Origin of the sequence: Dyella sp. SG609 (assembly GCF_012275375.1) — a bacterium.
In the GTDB taxonomy this organism is placed as follows: Bacteria; Pseudomonadota; Gammaproteobacteria; order Xanthomonadales; family Rhodanobacteraceae; genus Dyella_D; species Dyella_D marensis.
The window spans coordinates 142,182-158,017 of sequence record NZ_JAAZQJ010000004.1; the positions used below are offsets into that span (position 1 = coordinate 142,182).

The window sequence follows — 15,836 nt, forward strand, 5'->3', positions numbered from 1 at the left end:
ATGTCAGAGGAACTGCCGCCCATGTCTCAGCTTAAGCCCGGTTGTCTGTGGGTGGTGGCCACGCCGATCGGTCATCGCGACGACATCTCCGCGCGCGCCATCGAGACCCTGCGCTCCGTCGCCGTGATTGCTTGCGAAGACACCCGGCACAGCCGGCCGCTGCTCATGCATCACAACATCGGCACGCCGCTCACGGCCCTGCACGAGCACAACGAGCGCGAGGCGGTGGATGCGCTGGTGCGCAGGCTGCAGGGCGGCGAATCGGTGGCGCTGATTTCCGATGCGGGCACGCCGCTGGTCAGCGATCCGGGCTTCCGCCTGGTGCGTGCCGCGCGTGCCGCCGGCATCCGCTGCGCGCCGGTGCCGGGCGCCTGTGCCGCGATCGCCGCCTTGTCGGTGGCGGGGCTGCCCAGCGACCGCTTCGTGTTCGAGGGCTTCCTGCCGCCGAAGTCCGCCGCGCGCCGCGCGCGCCTGCAGGAGCTGGAAGGGGAAGGGCGCACGCTTATCTTCTATGAGTCTTCGCACCGCGTCGCCGAAAGCCTGGCCGACATGCGCGACGTGTTCGGCGAAGCGCGCGAGGCGGTGCTGGCGCGCGAACTGACCAAGCTGTTCGAAACCGTGCTGGGCGAGCCGCTCGCAGCGCTGGCCGCGCGCGTGGCGGCCGATCCGGACCAGCAGCGCGGCGAATGCGTGCTGCTGGTGCATGGCCGCGGCGACGATGCCGATGCGCGCGTGGCCGAAGGCCGCCGCGTCTTCGCCATCCTGCGCGAGGAAATGCCGCCGACGCGGGCCGCCAAGCTTGCCGCATCGATCACCGGCGCCTCGCGCCGCGCTCTATATGAAGGCGGCGACTGAAGCGCGGAGATGCCGCTGCGGTTACAATGGCTGGCGGAGTCGGCCGGGCAGTCGCGATACGCGCAAGCGCATCGAGGAAAGTCCGGGCTCCACAGGGCAGAGTGCCAGGTAACGCCTGGGCGGCGCGAGCCGACGGAAAGTGCAACAGAGAGCAAACCGCCGAACGGCATCTTCGATGCGCGTGGTAAGGGTGAAACGGTGCGGTAAGAGCGCACCGCGCGCGGGGCCAACGCCGCGTGGCACGGCAAACCCCACTCGGAGCAAGACCAAATAGGGGAACGATAACGCGGCCCGCGTTGTTCCCGGGTAGGTTGCTGGAGCCTGGCGGCGACGCCAGGCCGAGAGGAATGACTGTCGCGCCGCAAGGCGTACAGAACCCGGCTTACAGGCCGACTCCGCCTCTTTTTTCTCCCGCGCGCAGGCCCCTTGGCGGTGGCCTGGAAGGATCTCGCGTGGGATTTCCTGGAGTGGCAGGCCGCATGAACGCGGGTTCATGCGGCAGGCTCGTGCGCCCGCCTCCAGGACTGCGAAATGGTTCGCAAGTTTTCCAAAATTTCCTAGCCATTCAAATACCTCGGGGTATTTCCTAAGAAAAGGCTGGAATTACTGCCACACCTCCGCCTTTCTCATTGATTCACAAGCAAAATTCCCTTGACAGTCTCAGGGGGCGAGACTATCGTGGGTTCCCGTGTGAAATCGTGGGAATTCGTGGGAGTTATCGGGCCGTGTTCCAGGGCGAAACCGCCATCACCGTCGACGACAAGGGCCGCCTGGCCATCCCGACCGCGTATCGGGATCAGGTGGCGGACGCGTGCGCGAATCGCCTGGTGATCACCTACAACCCCTTCGACGCGGGCTGCCTGTGGGTCTTCCCGTACGCGGAGTGGGAGCAGGTGCGCGACCAGGTCAACGCCCTGCCCAAGGTCAAGGCGGCCCATCGCGACATGCAGATGAAGCTGGTGGGCGCCGCGGCCATCGTCGAACCGGATTCCGCCGCGCGCGTCCTGCTGCCGGCGAGCCAGCGGGCGGCGGCGGGCATCGAGAAGAAAGCGGTCCTGCTGGGCATGGGCAACAAGTTCGAGCTGTGGAGCGAACAGGCCCACCTGGCCAAGATCCGCCAGACCCTGGGCGAAGACGACATCACTGACGAAATGGCGGACCTGCGCCTGTAACCGGACACGGTGGCGGCGCAGCGCAGCAGTACATGGGACGGGAGCGGGAGTGCGGCATGGCCGAGCAAGTGTTGCGGCACATCCCGGTGATGCTGGGTGAAGCAGTGGAGGGTCTCGCCGTGCGGGCTGGCGGGCGTTATCTGGATGGCACCTTCGGACGCGGCGGTCACGCCCGCGCCGTGCTGTCGCGCCTGGGCCCCGACGGCCGCCTGCTGCTGATGGACCGCGACCCCGCCGCCATCGCCACCGCCCGGGCCGAATTCGCCGCCGATGCGCGCGTGTCGATCCGCCACGCCAATTTCTCCAGCCTGGCCGAATGGGACGAAACCGCCGCCGGCCTCGACGGCGTGCTGCTGGATCTGGGCGTCTCCTCGCCGCAGCTGGACGAAGCCGCGCGCGGCTTCAGCTTCATGGCCGATGCGCCGCTCGACATGCGCATGGACCCGACCCAGGGCGAAAGCGCCGCCGACTTCCTTGCCCGTGCCGACGAGCGCGAGATCGCCGACGTGCTGTGGGTCTACGGCGAGGAGCGCTTCAGCCGCAAGATCGCCCGCGCCATCGTCGAAGACCGCGCCGGGCATCCGCTGACGCGTACCGGCGAACTGGCCGGGCTGATCGAGCGCGTGATCGGCCGCCGGGAGCCCGGCAAGCATCCGGCCACGCGCAGCTTCCAGGCGCTGCGCATCCAGGTGAACGGCGAGCTGGACTCGCTCAGGCAGGGGCTGGCCTCGGCGCTGGAGCGCCTGAACGTCGGCGGCCGCCTGTCGATCATCAGCTTCCACTCGCTGGAAGACCGCGCGGTCAAGCTCTTCATCCGCGACCACTCCGGCCGCGTGCAGGGCAGCCGGCGCGGCCCGCCCATCGCCGCCGCGCCCGCGCGCCTGGCCGCGGTGGGCAAGGCGCAGTTCCCGTCCGAGGCCGAGCAGGCCGCCAATCCGCGCTCCCGCTCGGCGGTGCTGCGCGTGGCGGAGAAGCTCTCATGAAAGTGATCGGCACTCTCTTCCTGCTGCTCCTGCTCGGCGCCACGCTGGCCAGCGCGGTGGGCGTGGTGTGGACGCGCCACGAGAGCCGCACCTTGTTCGTCGAGCTCAGCCGCCTGCAGAACCAGCGCGACGAACTCAATATCGAATACGGCAAGCTGGAACTGGAGCAGGCCACCTGGGCCGAGCCGCGCCGCGTGGACAGCGAGGCGCGCCAGAAGCTGGGCATGGTCAATCCCAAGCCGCAAGACATCCAGCTGGTGCGCCGATGAACATGCGCCCCCGCTTCCCGACCCAGCCCACCGCCCGCCGCCGCCAGCATGGCCCCAGTCCCCGCCGCCGCATGATCGCGGTGGTGGCGATCCTGTCGCTGGCCTCGCTCGGCCTGGTCGCGCGCGCGTTCGACCTGCAGGTGGTGCGCAAGGAGTTCTACCAGAGCCAGGGCGACGCGCGCTTCCTGCGCGAAGTGCCGATCGCGGTTTCGCGCGGCACCATCTTCGACCGCAACGGCGAGCCGCTGGCGGTGTCGACGCCGGTGATGTCGATCTGGGCCAATCCGTCCGAAGTGCTGGAAAGCGAGGACCGCCTGCCGCAGCTGGCCAAGGCCATCGGCATGGATGCGGGTGAGCTCAAGCAATACCTGATGCAGCGCTCCGAGCGCGAGTTCGTCTACCTGCGCCGCCAGATGCGCCCGGACGCGGCGCAGGCCGTGCTGGACCTGGGCATCCCCGGCGTCAACGGCCAGCGCGAATACCGCCGCTACTACCCGTCGGGCGAAGTGACCTCGCACATCCTGGGCTTCACCAATATCGACGACCACGGCCAGGAAGGCCTGGAACTGGCCTTCGACGACTGGCTGGCCGGCAAGCCCGGCGCCAAGCGCGTGATCCGCGACCGCATGGGCCACATCGTGGAAGACGTGGAGCAGGTGCGCGCGCCGCAGCCGGGCCGCAACCTCACGCTGAGCATCGACCGCCGCATCCAGTTCCTCGCCTACAACGAGCTGAAGAACACGCTGGAGCAGTCGCAGGCCGATTCCGGCTCGATGGTGATCCTCGACATCACCACCGGCGAAGTGCTGGCGATGGTCAACCTGCCCACCTACAACCCCAACGCCCTGCGCAGCAGCACGGCCTCGCAGCGGCGCAACCGCTCGATGACCGACGTGGTGGAACCCGGTTCCACCATCAAGCCGGTGGTCATGGCCGCGGCCCTGTCCAGCGGCAAATACACGCCGAACGGCCCGCTGGTGGACACCGGCAACGGTCATTTCTATTACATGACCCATGACATCCGCGACACGCATGCCTACGGCATGTTGTCGCCCACCGGCGTGATCCAGAAATCCAGCAACATCGGCGCCGCCAAGATCGCGATGACGCTGGACACCGGCCTGCTCTACGACACCTACCGCGCCTTCGGCCTCGGCAGCAGCACCAACAGCGGCTTTCCCGGCGAGGCTTCCGGCTACCTCAAGGTGGGCCGCGACTGGCGTCCGCTGGAAAAGGCCATCATGGCCTACGGCTACGGCCTCAACGTCACCGCGCTGCAGCTGGCCAACGTCTACGCCACCATCGGCGACGGCGGCCTGATGCACGAGCCTTCCTTCGTGAAGGGCGCCGCCGGCGAGACCCGGCAGATCATCGCGCCGGAAATCGCGCGCAAGCTGGTCACCATGCTGGAATCCACCACCCAGCCGGGCGGCACCGCCGCGCCGTATGCGTGGATCGCCAACTACGCGGTGGCCGGCAAGACCGGCACGGCGCACAAGGCGCAAGCCGGCGGCTACGCCAAGAACAACTACAGCGCCGCCTTCGCCGGCATCGTGCCGGCCAGCAATCCGCGCATGGCCGCGGTGGTGGTGATCGACGATCCGAAGAAGGGCAGCTACTACGGCGGCCTGGTCTCGGCGCCGGTATTCGCCAAGGTGATGGACGGCGCGCTGCGCCTGCTCGACGTGCCGCCCGACAATATCGGCCGCTGGTACGTGGGCGGTCCGGTGCAGGGCAATAACGGACTGGTCGGCAGCAAGCCGCCGGACGCGCCGCTGGTCGAGGACGCGCCGGTCGAGGGAGCGACCCCATGAGCCAGCGCCTCGATCAGTTGCTGCACGGTATCGCCGACACGCAAAGTGCCGGCGATATCGTCGTTTCGGGCCTGGCGCTGGATTCGCGCCGCGTGCGCGCGGGCGAGGCCTTCTTCGCGCTGCGCGGCACGCGTGGCCACGGCATCGAATTCGCCGCCGGCGCGGTGGCGCAGGGCGCGCGCGTGGTACTGGCCGAAGCGCCGGCCACGGCGGCGCCCGCGCTCGGCGTGCCGGTGCTCTGGATCGAGCGCCTGCACGCGCAGGTGGGCGAGATCGCCGCGCGCTTCTACGGCCGTCCGTCCGAAGCGCTGCAGGTGGTGGGCGTCACCGGCACCAATGGCAAGACTTCCACCGTGCAGCTGATCGCGCAGGCGCTGCACCACCTGGGCCACAGCGCGGCCACCATCGGCACGCTCGGCGCCGGCCTGCACGGCCAGGTCGAGGAGGGCGAGCGCACCACGCCGGACGCCATCCACGTGCAGGAGCTGCTGGCTTCGTTCCGCGAGCAGGGCGCCACGCACGTGGCGATGGAAGTGTCCTCGCATGCGCTGGAGCAGGGCCGCGTCGGCGCGGTGAAATTCGGCACCGCGGTGTTCACCAATCTCACCCGCGACCATCTGGACTACCACGGCAGCATGCAGGCCTATGGCGACGCCAAGGCCAAGCTGTTCGCCTGGCCCACGCTGACCCACGCGGCGATCAACGTGGACGACGCCTTCGGCCGCGAACTGCTGGGCCGCACGCCGGAGCACGTGCGCAAGCTGCGCATCAGCGCGGCCGGCGACCTGGCTTCGGATATCCGCGCAAGCAACATCCTGACCTCGGCCGAAGGCCTGCGTTTCGACCTGCACACGCCGTGGGGCTCGCGTGCGCTGCAGACGCACCTGATCGGCCGCTTCAACGTCGACAACCTGCTCGCCGTGGTGGCGGTGCTGGGTGCGCTGGGCGAATCGTTCGAGCGCATCGTCGAGGCGGTGTCGGCGCTGCATCCGGTCAACGGCCGCATGAGCCGCCTCGGCGGCCAGCATGGCCTGCCGCTGGTGGTGGTGGACTACGCGCACACGCCGGACGCCCTGGAGCAATCGCTGCACGCCGTGCGCGCGCATTGCGAAGGGCGGCTGATCTGCGTGTTCGGCTGCGGCGGCGAGCGCGACGCCGGCAAGCGTCCGCTGATGGGCGCGATCGCCGAGCGGCTGGCCGACGTGGCGATCATCACCGACGACAACCCGCGCGGCGAAGACGGCGACGCCATCGTGGCGCAGATCGTGGCGGGCCTGGCGCATCCGGACGCCGCGCGCGTGCAGCGCAACCGCGCGCTGGCGATTACCGAAGCGCTGCAGCTGGCCCGGTCCGGCGACGTGGTGCTGATCGCCGGCAAGGGCCACGAAACCTATCAGGAGGGCGCGCACGGCAAGCGCCCGTTCGACGATCTTGCAGTCGCCCGTGCTGCATTGGAGCTGCACGCATGATGCGTTTGTCCGCCATCGCCCTGTGGACCCGCGGGCACCTGCACGGTGCCGACGTGGAAGTCCTGGGCGTGGGCATCGATACCCGCAAGCTGCGCGCGGGCGACCTGTTCGTCGCGATCGAGGGCGAGCGCGTGGACGGCCACGATTTCCTGGCGCAGGCCGCTGCCGCCGGCGCGGTCGCCGCGCTGGTGGAACGCCGCGTCGATGCGCCGATCGCCCAGGTGGTGGTGAACAACACGGAGCTGGCGCTCGGCGACCTGGCCAGCGCGGTGCGCGCGCAGAGCAATGTGCGCGTGGTGGGCATCACCGGCTCCAACGGCAAGACCACGGTGAAGACGCTGACCGCGTCGATCCTGTCGCGCCACGGCCGCACCCACGTCAACGCCGGCAACTACAACAACGAGCTGGGCCTGCCGCTGACCTTGCTGGCGATGCCGCAGGACACCGAATACGCCGTGCTGGAAATGGGCGCGGGCAAGCCGGGCGACATCGCCTATCTCGCCGCCATCGCGCGGCCGGATATCGGCATCGTCAACACGGTGGCGCCGGCGCACCTGGAGCGCATGGGCAGCGTGGAAGGCGTGGCCGAGACCAAGGGCGCGCTGTACCAGGCGCTGCCGGCCGACGGCGTGGCGGTGATCAATGCCGACGACGCCTTCGCCAAGTTCTTCGAAGGCCTGGCCACCGGCCGCCGCCAGCTGCGCTTCGGCCTGGATCATCCGGCCGAGGTGGTGGCCGAGATCCTGGAGCAGCGCGTGGACGGCTCGCGCTTCGTGCTGGCCACGCCGGCCGGCGACGCCGAAGTGAACCTGCCGCTGGCCGGCCGCCACAACATCGCCAATGCGCTGGCGGCGGCTTCGCTGGCGCTGGCGCTGGACGTACCGCTGGCCACGATCGTCGATGGCCTGGAGCAGGTGCCCGGCGTCGCCGGCCGCCTGAAGCTGGAGCGCATGCCGGGCGGCTGGACCCTGATCGACGACAGCTACAACGCCAACCCCGGGTCGGTCGGCGCGGCCATCGACACGCTGGCGCTGGCCGACGGCGAGCGCTGGCTGGTGCTCGGCGACATGGCGGAACTGGGTCCGGACGCGAAGGCGCTGCACGCCGGCATCGGCACGCGCGCCCGCGAGCGCGGCATCCAGCGGCTGTTCGCGGTCGGCCCGCTCGGCGCCGCCACCGTGGCCGCGTTCGGCGCCCACGGCGAACACCACGCGGACAAGGCCGCGCTGGTGGCTTCGCTGCAGCAACACCTACACGGCGGCGTGACCTGCCTGGTCAAGGGCTCGCGTTCGGCGGGCATGGAACAGGTGGTGGCCGCGCTTCGCAATGCACAACCGAAGGAGGGCGCATCCGATGCTGCTTGAACTCGCAGACTGGATGGCCCGCCACTTCACGGCGCTGCATCTGTTCCAGTACATCACCTTCCGCACCATCATGGCCGCGCTCACCGCCCTGGCCATGTCGCTGCTGTTCGGCCCCGCGCTGATCCGCAAGCTGGCCGCGCTGAAGGCGGGGCAGGTGGTGCGCAAGGACGGCCCGCAGACGCATCTGTCCAAGGCCGGCACGCCGACCATGGGCGGCGTGATGATCCTGCTCGCGGTGGCTATCGCCACCTTGCTGTGGGCGGACCTGCACAACCGCTACGTCTGGGTGGTGCTGGCCGTGCTGCTCAGCTTCGGCGTGATCGGCTTCTACGACGACTACAAGAAGCTGGTGCTGAAGGACAGCCGCGGCCTGGCCTCGCGCTGGAAGTATTTCTGGCAATCGGTATTCGGCCTGATCGCCGCGCTGTTCCTGTACTTCACCGCGCCCACCACGCCGCCGCCCTGCGTGCGCCCGGCCGTGCAGGCGGTGGTGCAGCACGTGGAGACCACCGCTACCGCGCTGGACAGCCGCCTCACCCTGGAGCCGCCGGCCAATGCCGCGCCGGTATGCATCAAGGAAGTGGCCGAGACCGCGCTGTTCGTGCCGCTGTTCAAGCAGGTGGCGGTGCCGCTGGGCCTGTTCTTCGTGGTGCTGACCTATTTCATGATCGTGGGCTTCTCCAACGCGGTGAACCTCACCGACGGCCTGGACGGCCTGGCGATCATGCCCACCGTGCTGGTGTCGGGTGCGCTCGGCGTGTTCGCTTACCTTGCGGGCAACCGCGTGTTCTCCGAATACCTGGGCATTCCCTCGATTCCCGGCGCCGGCGAGCTGGCCATCATCTGCGGCGCGCTGTCCGGCGCGGGCCTGGGCTTCCTGTGGTTCAACACCTATCCCGCCCAGGTCTTCATGGGCGACGTCGGCGCGCTGGCCATCGGCGCGGCGCTGGCCGCGATCGCCGTGATCGTGCGCCAGGAGATCGTGCTGCTGATCATGGGCGGCGTGTTCGTGATGGAGACCGTGTCGGTGATGCTGCAGGTGGCGAGCTTCAAGCTCACCGGCAAGCGCATCTTCCGCATGGCGCCGATCCATCACCATTTCGAATTGAAGGGCTGGCCCGAGCCGCGGGTGATCGTGCGCTTCTGGATCATCAGCGTCGTGCTGGTGCTGATCGGCCTCGCCACGTTGAAGGTGCGCTGATGCTATTCGACGCCACCCAGGCCAAACGCCGGCAAGGTCCGCAGGGCAGCTTCGATCTGCCGCTGCTGATCGCGCTCGTCGGCCTGGCCTGCGTCGGGCTGGTGATGATCACCTCCAGCTCGATCGCGGTGGCGGACAGCCAGCACCTGGGTGCGTTCTATTTCCTCAAGAAGCACCTGATGTTCCTGGGGCTGGGCATGGTGCTGGCCGGCGCGGCCATGCGCACCGAGCTGAAGGTGCTGGAGAAGCACAGCTTCCTGCTGTTGCTGCTGGCCTTCATCCTGCTGCTGGCGGTGTTCCTGCCGTTCCTGGGCATGCGCCTGAACGGCGCGCGGCGCTGGCTCAACCTGATCGTCACCAGCTTCCAGCCGGTGGAAGCGGTGAAGCTGATCCTGGTGGTCTATATCGCCAGCTACCTGGTGCGCCACCGCGAAAGCGTGGAAACGCGCTTCCTCGGCCTGCTCAAGCCCATCATGGTGGCCGGCCTGATGGTCGTGCTGCTGCTGCTGCAGCCGGACTTCGGCTCGGCCATGCTGGTGATCTCGGTGACCATCGCCATGGTGTGGCTGGGTGGCGCGCGGCCGATCTTCCTGTTCGGCATGGGCCTGCCGCTGATGCCGCTGCTGGCGATCGCGGCGACCAGCGAAAGCTATCGCATGAAGCGCCTCACCTCGTTCATGGATCCGTGGAAGGACCCGTTCAACGACGGCTTCCAGCTGACCCAGTCGCTGATGGCGATCGGCCGCGGCGAATGGACCGGGGTGGGCCTGGGTTCGAGCGTGCTGAAACTCTCCTACCTGCCGGAAGCGCATACCGACTTCATCTTCGCGGTGATCTCCGAGGAGCTGGGCCTGGCCGGCATCCTCGGCGTGATGAGCCTGTTCGCGCTGGCCGTCGGCCGCGGTCTGTACCTGGGCCTGAAGGGCGTGGAGCTGGGCCAGCGCTTCGCCGGCTACGTGGCCTTCGGCATCTCGCTGATGATCGGCCTGCAGACCATGGTGTCGATCGGAGTGAATCTCGGCGCGCTGCCGACCAAGGGCCTGACCCTGCCGCTGATCAGCTACGGCGGCTCGTCAATGGTGCTGACCTGCGCCATGGCCGGCGTGCTGCTGCGCGCCACCTACGAGATCAACCGCGCGATCGACGCGCGCCAGATGGCTACGCGCGTGCCGGCGCTGGCGGTGGCCGACGCCAGCGCGGCCACGGCGCGCGAGGCGGTGACCGCATGAGCGCGGGCAACGCACCCGTGCTGATCATGGCCGGCGGCACCGGCGGCCATATCTTCCCCGGCCTGGCCGTGGCCGAGACGCTGCGCGCGCAGGGTGTGCCGGTGGTGTGGCTGGGCGCGGACGGCGGCATGGAAACCAAGGTAGTGCCGGCGCACGGCGTGCCGCTGCGCACCGTGCCGGTCGGCGGCCTGCGCGGCAAGGGCCTGAAGACCCGCGTGCTGGCGCCACTGATGCTGGCGCGCGCGCTGCTCGCCTCGCTGCGCGTGGTCGGCGCGGTGAAGCCGCGCAGCGTGCTGTCGATGGGCGGCTATGTGGCCGGCCCCGGCGGCATCGCCGCGTGGCTGCTGCGCAAGCCGCTGCTGGTGCACGAACAGAACGGCGTGGCCGGCTTCACCAACCGCAAGCTCGCCACGCACGCGGCACGTGTGCTGGTGGGTTTCAGCGGCACGCTGCCGGGCGCGGAGTGGGTGGGCAATCCGGTGCGCGCCACCATCGCGGCGCTGCAGGCCCCGGAGGCGCGCATGGCCGGCCGCGACGGCAGGCCGCGCCTGCTGGTGCTCGGCGGCAGCCTCGGTGCGCGCGCCCTGAACCTGGCGCTGCCGCAGGCGCTGGCGCAACTGCCGCTGGCGGCCCGCCCCGAGGTGCTGCACCAGTGCGGCAACCGCGGCATCGACGAAGCGCGCGAGGCCTATGCCAAGGCCGGCGTCGACGCGCAGATCGTGCCGTTCATCGAAGACATGGCCGGCGCCTACGCCTGGGCCGACCTGGCCGTGTGCCGCGCGGGCGCGCTGACCGTGGCCGAGCTCACCGCCGCCGGCCTCGGCGCCGTGCTGGTGCCTTTCCCTCATGCGGTGGACGACCACCAGACCCGCAACGCCGAGGCCCTGGTGGCCGCCGGCGCCGCCGAAGTCGTACAGGAACGAGATTTGGACGTACAGCAGTTTGCCCAGCGCCTGGATGCGCTGTTGAACGATCGCGCGCGCACCGTGGCCATGGCCGCCGCCGCGCGCTCCCTGGCCAAGCCCGACGCCGCCGCGGCGATCGCGCGCGCCTGCCTGGAGGTGCGCGCATGACGCCCCGCCGCCTGCTGGCCCACGAAGACCTGATGACCACCTTCCGCCGCGTGCATTTCATCGGCATCGGCGGCGTGGGCATGAGCGGCATCGCCGAAGTGCTGCACAACCTCGGCTACCAGGTGTCCGGTTCCGACAAGTCGAACTCGCCGACCGCCCAGCGCCTGGCCGCGCTGGGCATCGTGGTGCACGTCGGCCACGCCGCCGAGCACATCGGCGATGCCGACGTGGTGGTCACCTCCAGCGCGATCCGCCAGGACAACCCCGAGCTGGTCGCCGCTCGCGCGGCGCGTATCCCGCTGGTGCCGCGCGCGGAGATGCTGGGCGAGCTCATGCGCTTCCGCCGCGGCGTGGCGATCGCCGGCACGCACGGCAAGACCACCACCACCAGCCTCACCGCCAGCGTGCTGGCCGAGGCCAACTACGACCCGACCTTCGTGATCGGCGGCCAGCTCAACGCGGCCGGCGCGAATGCGCGCCTGGGCACCGGCCAGTACATCGTGGCGGAAGCCGACGAGTCGGACGGCTCCTTCCTGATGCTGTCGCCGGTGGTGGCGGCGATCACCAATATCGACGCCGATCACCTGGAGAACTACCAGGGCGACTTCGCGCTGGTGAAGAAGGCCTTCGACGATTTCCTGCACCGCCTGCCGTTCTACGGCCTGGCCGTGCTGTGCGTGGACGATCCGGAAGTGGCCGCGCTGGCCAGGCGCACCACGCGCCGCGTGATGACCTACGGCATCGACTCGCCCGACGCCGACGTGCGCGCCAGCAACCTGACCCAGCACGGCTTCGAGATGCACTTCGACCTGTGGCTGCCCGGCCGCAACGAAGCGCTGCACGTGAAGCTCAACCTGCCGGGCCGCCACAACGTGCTCAACGCGCTGGCGGCCGCCACCATCGGCTGGCAGCTGGGCGTTGAAGCCGGCTCGATCGCGCGCGCGCTGGAGCAGTTCGAAGGCGTGGGCCGCCGTTTCCACCGCCGCGGCGAGATCGCGCTGGACAAGGGCACGGCGCTGCTGGTCGACGATTACGGCCACCATCCGCGCGAGCTGGCCGCGGTGTTCTCCGCCGTACGCGGCGGCTGGCCGGAACGCCGCCTGGTGGCGGCGTTCCAGCCGCACCGCTACAGCCGCACGCGCGACCTGCTGGACGACTTCGCCAATGTGCTGAGCGACGTCGACGTGCTGGTGCTGACCGACGTCTACCCGGCCGGCGAAGCACCGATCGCCGGCGCCGACGGCCGCGCCCTGGCGCGCGCGGTGCGCGCGCGCGGCAAGGTCGATCCGGTGCTGGTCGAGCATCCGCGCGAACTGAAAGAGACCCTGCCGGCGCTGCTGCGCGACGGCGACCTGTTGCTGCTGCTCGGCGCCGGCGATATCGGCGCGGCGGCGGTGGAGCTGGCTGCGGCCGGCAACCTGAGGAGCAAGAAGTGACGGCGCAGAAGAAGGACGAGTCGAAGACGGTCAGGGACCCCGCGCAGTTCGGCCGCGTCGCCGTGGTGATGGGCGGCAGCTCGGCCGAGCGCGAGGTCTCGCTCAACTCCGGCGACGGCGTGCTGAAGGCGCTGCGCGCGCGCGGCGTCGACGCCGAGGCGATCGACGGCATCCCCGCGCTGCTGGATGCGGCGCGCGCCGGCCACTTCGCGCGCGTGTTCAACATCCTGCACGGCGGCGGCGGCGAGAACGGCGAGCTGCAGGGCGCGCTGCAGTCGCTGCGCATTCCGTTCACCGGTTCCGGCGTGCTCGGTTCCGCGCTGTCGCTGGACAAGATCCGCGCCAAGCTGGTGTGGCAGGCGCTGGGCCTGCCGACGCCGCGCTTCAAGGCGCTGCCGCGCGGCGCCGACGTGCATGCCGCGGCGCGCGAGATCGGCTTCCCGCTGATCGTGAAGCCGGCCTGGGAAGGCTCCAGTGTGGGCGTCACCCGCGTGTTCGAGGAGAAAGACCTGGACGCCGCGGTGGAGCTGGCGCAGCGCTATCCCGGCGACATGCTGATGGAAACGCTGATCGAGGGCGGCGAGTTCACCGTCGGCATTCTCGGCCGCGACGTGCTGCCCACCATCCAGATCGTGCCCAAGGGCGAGTACTACGACTACAACGCCAAGTACATCGCCGAGGACACGCAGTACATCTGCCCCGGCCTGGAAGGCGAGGCCGAGCGCGAGATGCAGGCGCTGGCGCTGCGCGCGTTCGACGCGCTGGCCTGCGGCGGCTGGGGCCGCGTCGACGTGATGCGCGACCGCGACGGCCGCAACTGGCTGCTGGAGGTGAACACCGCCCCCGGCATGACTTCGCATTCGCTGGTGCCCAAGGCGGCCAAGGTAGTCGGCATCGACTACGAGACGCTGTGCTGGCGCGTGCTGGAAACGAGCTTCCGGGAGGGCGTGTGAGGGGAGCGATTCGCCTCGTTGCCTGGTGTCTGGCCATCGCGCTCGTGGCGCTGCCGATCGTCGGCGTGCTGCGCGGATGGTTCGCGGCCAATCGCTGGCCGGTGACCCAGCTGACGGTGCAGGCCGAGTTCAAGCACGTGAGCGCGGACGCCATCCGCGCCACCGTGCTGCCGCGCCTGGGCAAGGGCTTCTTCGCGCTGGACCTCGACGCGGTGCAGAAGGCCGTGGCCGCGCTGCCGTGGGTGGAGTCGGTGGAGGCGCGCAAGCGCTGGCCGGACACCCTGATCCTGCGCATCTACGAGCGCCAGCCGTTCGCGCGCTGGAACGACAAGCAGCTGATCAGCCGCCAGGGCCTGGTGTTCGACGCGCCCGGCGCCGACGGCTTCGACAGCCTGCCGCAGCTGCGCGGCCCCGATGCGCGCCTGGCCGAGGTGGTGAGCTTCTATGCCGAGACGCAGAAAGCGTTCGGCAGCACGCATCTGAAGATCACCGGCGTGTCGCTGACCGAGCGCGGCAGCTGGAGCCTCGGCACCTCCAGCGGCGCGCAGATCGTGCTCGGCGACCGCGACCAGGCCGGCCGCCGGCTGCGCCGCTTCCTCGACGTCTACCCCCAATTGATGGCGAACCGTCCCGACGGTTTCGCCTACGCAGACCTTCGCTATACCAACGGATTCGCCGTGCGCTGGCCGCAGACGCAAGTACCGGCCGCCGTCACCACCAAAGGCACGCCCAGCACATGAAAACCCGCAACGACAAGCAACTGGTCGTCGGCCTCGACATCGGCACCTCGAAAGTGGTGGCGATCGTGGGCGAGTACGAGCCGGGCGAGCCGATCGAAGTGATCGGCATCGGCACGCATGTGTCGCGCGGGCTCAAGCGCGGCTCGGTGGTGGATATCGAATCGACCGTGCACTCGATCCAGCGCGCGGTGGAAGAGGCCGAGCTGATGGCCGGCTGCGATATCCGCTCGGTCTACGCCTCGATCTCCGGCAGCCACCTGGAAACCAGGAACTCGCACGGCACCGCCGCCATCCGCGACCGCGAAGTGACCTCCGGCGACCTGGAACAGGTGCTCGAAGCCGCCAGCGCGGTAGCGATCCCGGCCGACCGCAAGGTTCTCTACAAGGAGTCGCAGGAGTACCGCATCGACGGCCAGGACGGCATCCGCTCGCCGGTGGGCATGAGCGGCGTGCGCCTGGAGGCGAGCGTGCACCTGGTGACCGGCGCGGCCGCGGCGGTGCAGAACATCAGCAAGTGCATCCAGCGCTGCGGCCTGAGCGTGGACGAGCTGGTGCCCTCCTCGGTGGCCAGCGCCAAGTCGGTGCTGACCGACGACGAGCGCGAGCTGGGCGTGTGCCTGGTCGACATCGGCGCGGGCACCACCGACATCGCCATCTATACGCAGGGCTCGATCCGCTACACCAAGTCGCTGCCGGTGGGCGGCGACCAGGTCACCAACGACATCGCCTACGGCGTGCACACGCCGACCGCGCATGCCGAGGAGATCAAGATCAAGTACGCCTGCGCGCTGGCCCAGCTGGCGCACGCCGAGGAAACCATCCAGGTGCCCAGCGTGGGCGACCGCCCGCCGCGCCGCCTGGCCCGCCAGTCGCTCGCGCAGAGCGTGCAGGCGCGCTACGAGGAAATCTTCGAGATGGTGCAGGACGAGCTGCGCCGCTCCGGCTACGAAAGCCTGGTGGCGGCCGGCGTGGTGCTGACCGGCGGCGCCTCGCGCATGGAAGGCGCGCTGGAGCTGGCCGAGGAGATCTTCCACAAGATGGTGCGCATCGGCGTGCCGCAGCACGTCAGCGGCCTGGGCGAAGTGGTCACCAACCCGCTGCATTCCACCGGCGTGGGCCTGCTGCTGCACGGCGCGCGCGCCGGCGGCATGCGCGCGGGCGGTTCCTCCGGCGGCAGCGTGGGCGGGCTGGTCGATCGCCTGCGCGGCTGGCTGGCGAAGAATTTCTGAGCCGGCGGGCCGCAAGGCCCGGCAGCTCGAAGCGATATCGGCGGCGCAG

General features: G+C 69.7%; 14 protein-coding genes and 1 other RNA gene. All 15 read left to right on the top strand.

Annotation, left to right across the window (positions count from 1 at the left end; genetic code table 11):
- Positions 1-21: 21 nt before the first annotated feature.
- The 15 genes from rsmI (at position 22) to ftsA (ending at position 15,787) form a co-directional block, all read left to right on the top strand.
- A complete protein-coding gene (gene rsmI / locus FHW85_RS09220; RefSeq protein ID WP_167252489.1) occupies positions 22-855 on the top strand; it encodes a 16S rRNA (cytidine(1402)-2'-O)-methyltransferase in 834 nt (277 codons plus the stop codon).
- Between the two features lie 35 nt (positions 856-890).
- Positions 891-1,256: RNase P RNA component class A (gene rnpB, locus FHW85_RS09225), an RNA gene on the top strand.
- 324 nt (positions 1,257-1,580) lie between these two features.
- Positions 1,581-2,027: a division/cell wall cluster transcriptional repressor MraZ gene (gene mraZ / locus FHW85_RS09230; RefSeq protein ID WP_167252488.1), complete on the top strand. Its 447-nt coding sequence runs from the start codon at positions 1,581-1,583 to the stop codon at positions 2,025-2,027.
- A 56-nt stretch (positions 2,028-2,083) separates the two neighbouring features.
- A complete protein-coding gene (gene rsmH, locus FHW85_RS09235) occupies positions 2,084-3,010 on the top strand; it encodes a 16S rRNA (cytosine(1402)-N(4))-methyltransferase RsmH (RefSeq protein ID WP_168648057.1) in 927 nt (308 codons plus the stop codon).
- 5 nt (positions 3,011-3,015) lie between these two features.
- Positions 3,016-3,279, top strand: a complete 264-nt coding sequence (gene ftsL / locus FHW85_RS09240) for a cell division protein FtsL (protein ID WP_167252748.1) — start codon at positions 3,016-3,018, stop codon at positions 3,277-3,279.
- Positions 3,276-5,093, top strand: coding sequence for a penicillin-binding transpeptidase domain-containing protein (locus FHW85_RS09245; RefSeq protein WP_246866710.1), 1,818 nt, complete (start codon positions 3,276-3,278; stop codon positions 5,091-5,093). The genes ftsL and FHW85_RS09245 overlap by 4 nt, the downstream gene beginning before the upstream one ends.
- On the top strand, positions 5,090-6,562 hold the full coding sequence (locus FHW85_RS09250) for a UDP-N-acetylmuramoyl-L-alanyl-D-glutamate--2,6-diaminopimelate ligase (protein WP_167252486.1): 1,473 nt from the start codon (positions 5,090-5,092) through the stop codon (positions 6,560-6,562). The genes FHW85_RS09245 and FHW85_RS09250 overlap by 4 nt, the downstream gene beginning before the upstream one ends.
- Positions 6,559-7,926 (top strand): UDP-N-acetylmuramoyl-tripeptide--D-alanyl-D-alanine ligase, encoded by a 1,368-nt coding sequence (murF, locus tag FHW85_RS09255; RefSeq protein ID WP_168648058.1) that lies wholly within the window; start codon positions 6,559-6,561, stop codon positions 7,924-7,926. Before FHW85_RS09250 ends, murF begins: the two co-directional genes overlap by 4 nt.
- Positions 7,916-9,127, top strand: coding sequence for a phospho-N-acetylmuramoyl-pentapeptide-transferase (mraY, locus tag FHW85_RS09260; protein ID WP_168648059.1), 1,212 nt, complete (start codon positions 7,916-7,918; stop codon positions 9,125-9,127). The genes murF and mraY overlap by 11 nt, the downstream gene beginning before the upstream one ends.
- Positions 9,127-10,356, top strand: coding sequence for a putative lipid II flippase FtsW (gene ftsW / locus FHW85_RS09265; protein WP_210427744.1), 1,230 nt, complete (start codon positions 9,127-9,129; stop codon positions 10,354-10,356). Before mraY ends, ftsW begins: the two co-directional genes overlap by 1 nt.
- On the top strand, positions 10,353-11,429 hold the full coding sequence (murG, locus tag FHW85_RS09270) for an undecaprenyldiphospho-muramoylpentapeptide beta-N-acetylglucosaminyltransferase (RefSeq protein ID WP_168648060.1): 1,077 nt from the start codon (positions 10,353-10,355) through the stop codon (positions 11,427-11,429). The genes ftsW and murG overlap by 4 nt, the downstream gene beginning before the upstream one ends.
- Complete coding sequence (murC, locus tag FHW85_RS09275; RefSeq protein WP_167252482.1) at positions 11,426-12,865, top strand: UDP-N-acetylmuramate--L-alanine ligase; 1,440 nt, start codon at positions 11,426-11,428, stop codon at positions 12,863-12,865. The genes murG and murC overlap by 4 nt, the downstream gene beginning before the upstream one ends.
- The gene (locus FHW85_RS09280) at positions 12,862-13,818 is read left to right on the top strand and encodes a D-alanine--D-alanine ligase (protein WP_167252481.1); all 957 of its coding nucleotides are present in this window, start codon (positions 12,862-12,864) and stop codon (positions 13,816-13,818) included. The genes murC and FHW85_RS09280 overlap by 4 nt, the downstream gene beginning before the upstream one ends.
- On the top strand, positions 13,815-14,558 hold the full coding sequence (locus tag FHW85_RS09285; protein WP_167252480.1) for a cell division protein FtsQ/DivIB: 744 nt from the start codon (positions 13,815-13,817) through the stop codon (positions 14,556-14,558). The genes FHW85_RS09280 and FHW85_RS09285 overlap by 4 nt, the downstream gene beginning before the upstream one ends.
- On the top strand, positions 14,555-15,787 hold the full coding sequence (gene ftsA, locus FHW85_RS09290) for a cell division protein FtsA (protein WP_168648061.1): 1,233 nt from the start codon (positions 14,555-14,557) through the stop codon (positions 15,785-15,787). Before FHW85_RS09285 ends, ftsA begins: the two co-directional genes overlap by 4 nt.
- Positions 15,788-15,836 lie beyond the last annotated feature (49 nt).

Bases quoted from the DNA above. Each gene is read 5' to 3' on its own strand.
- murG (WP_168648060.1), top strand. From the start codon at position 10,353: ATGAGCGCGGGCAACGCACCCGTGCTGATCATGGCCGGCGGCACCGGC.
- murF (WP_168648058.1), top strand. From the start codon at position 6,559: ATGATGCGTTTGTCCGCCATCGCCCTGTGGACCCGCGGGCACCTGCAC.
- murC (WP_167252482.1), top strand. From the start codon at position 11,426: ATGACGCCCCGCCGCCTGCTGGCCCACGAAGACCTGATGACCACCTTC.
- rsmI (WP_167252489.1), top strand. From the start codon at position 22: ATGTCTCAGCTTAAGCCCGGTTGTCTGTGGGTGGTGGCCACGCCGATC.
- rsmH (WP_168648057.1), top strand. From the start codon at position 2,084: ATGGCCGAGCAAGTGTTGCGGCACATCCCGGTGATGCTGGGTGAAGCA.
- FHW85_RS09250 (WP_167252486.1), top strand. From the start codon at position 5,090: ATGAGCCAGCGCCTCGATCAGTTGCTGCACGGTATCGCCGACACGCAA.
- FHW85_RS09245 (WP_246866710.1), top strand. From the start codon at position 3,276: ATGAACATGCGCCCCCGCTTCCCGACCCAGCCCACCGCCCGCCGCCGC.
- mraY (WP_168648059.1), top strand. From the start codon at position 7,916: ATGCTGCTTGAACTCGCAGACTGGATGGCCCGCCACTTCACGGCGCTG.
- ftsA (WP_168648061.1), top strand. From the start codon at position 14,555: ATGAAAACCCGCAACGACAAGCAACTGGTCGTCGGCCTCGACATCGGC.
- ftsW (WP_210427744.1), top strand. From the start codon at position 9,127: ATGCTATTCGACGCCACCCAGGCCAAACGCCGGCAAGGTCCGCAGGGC.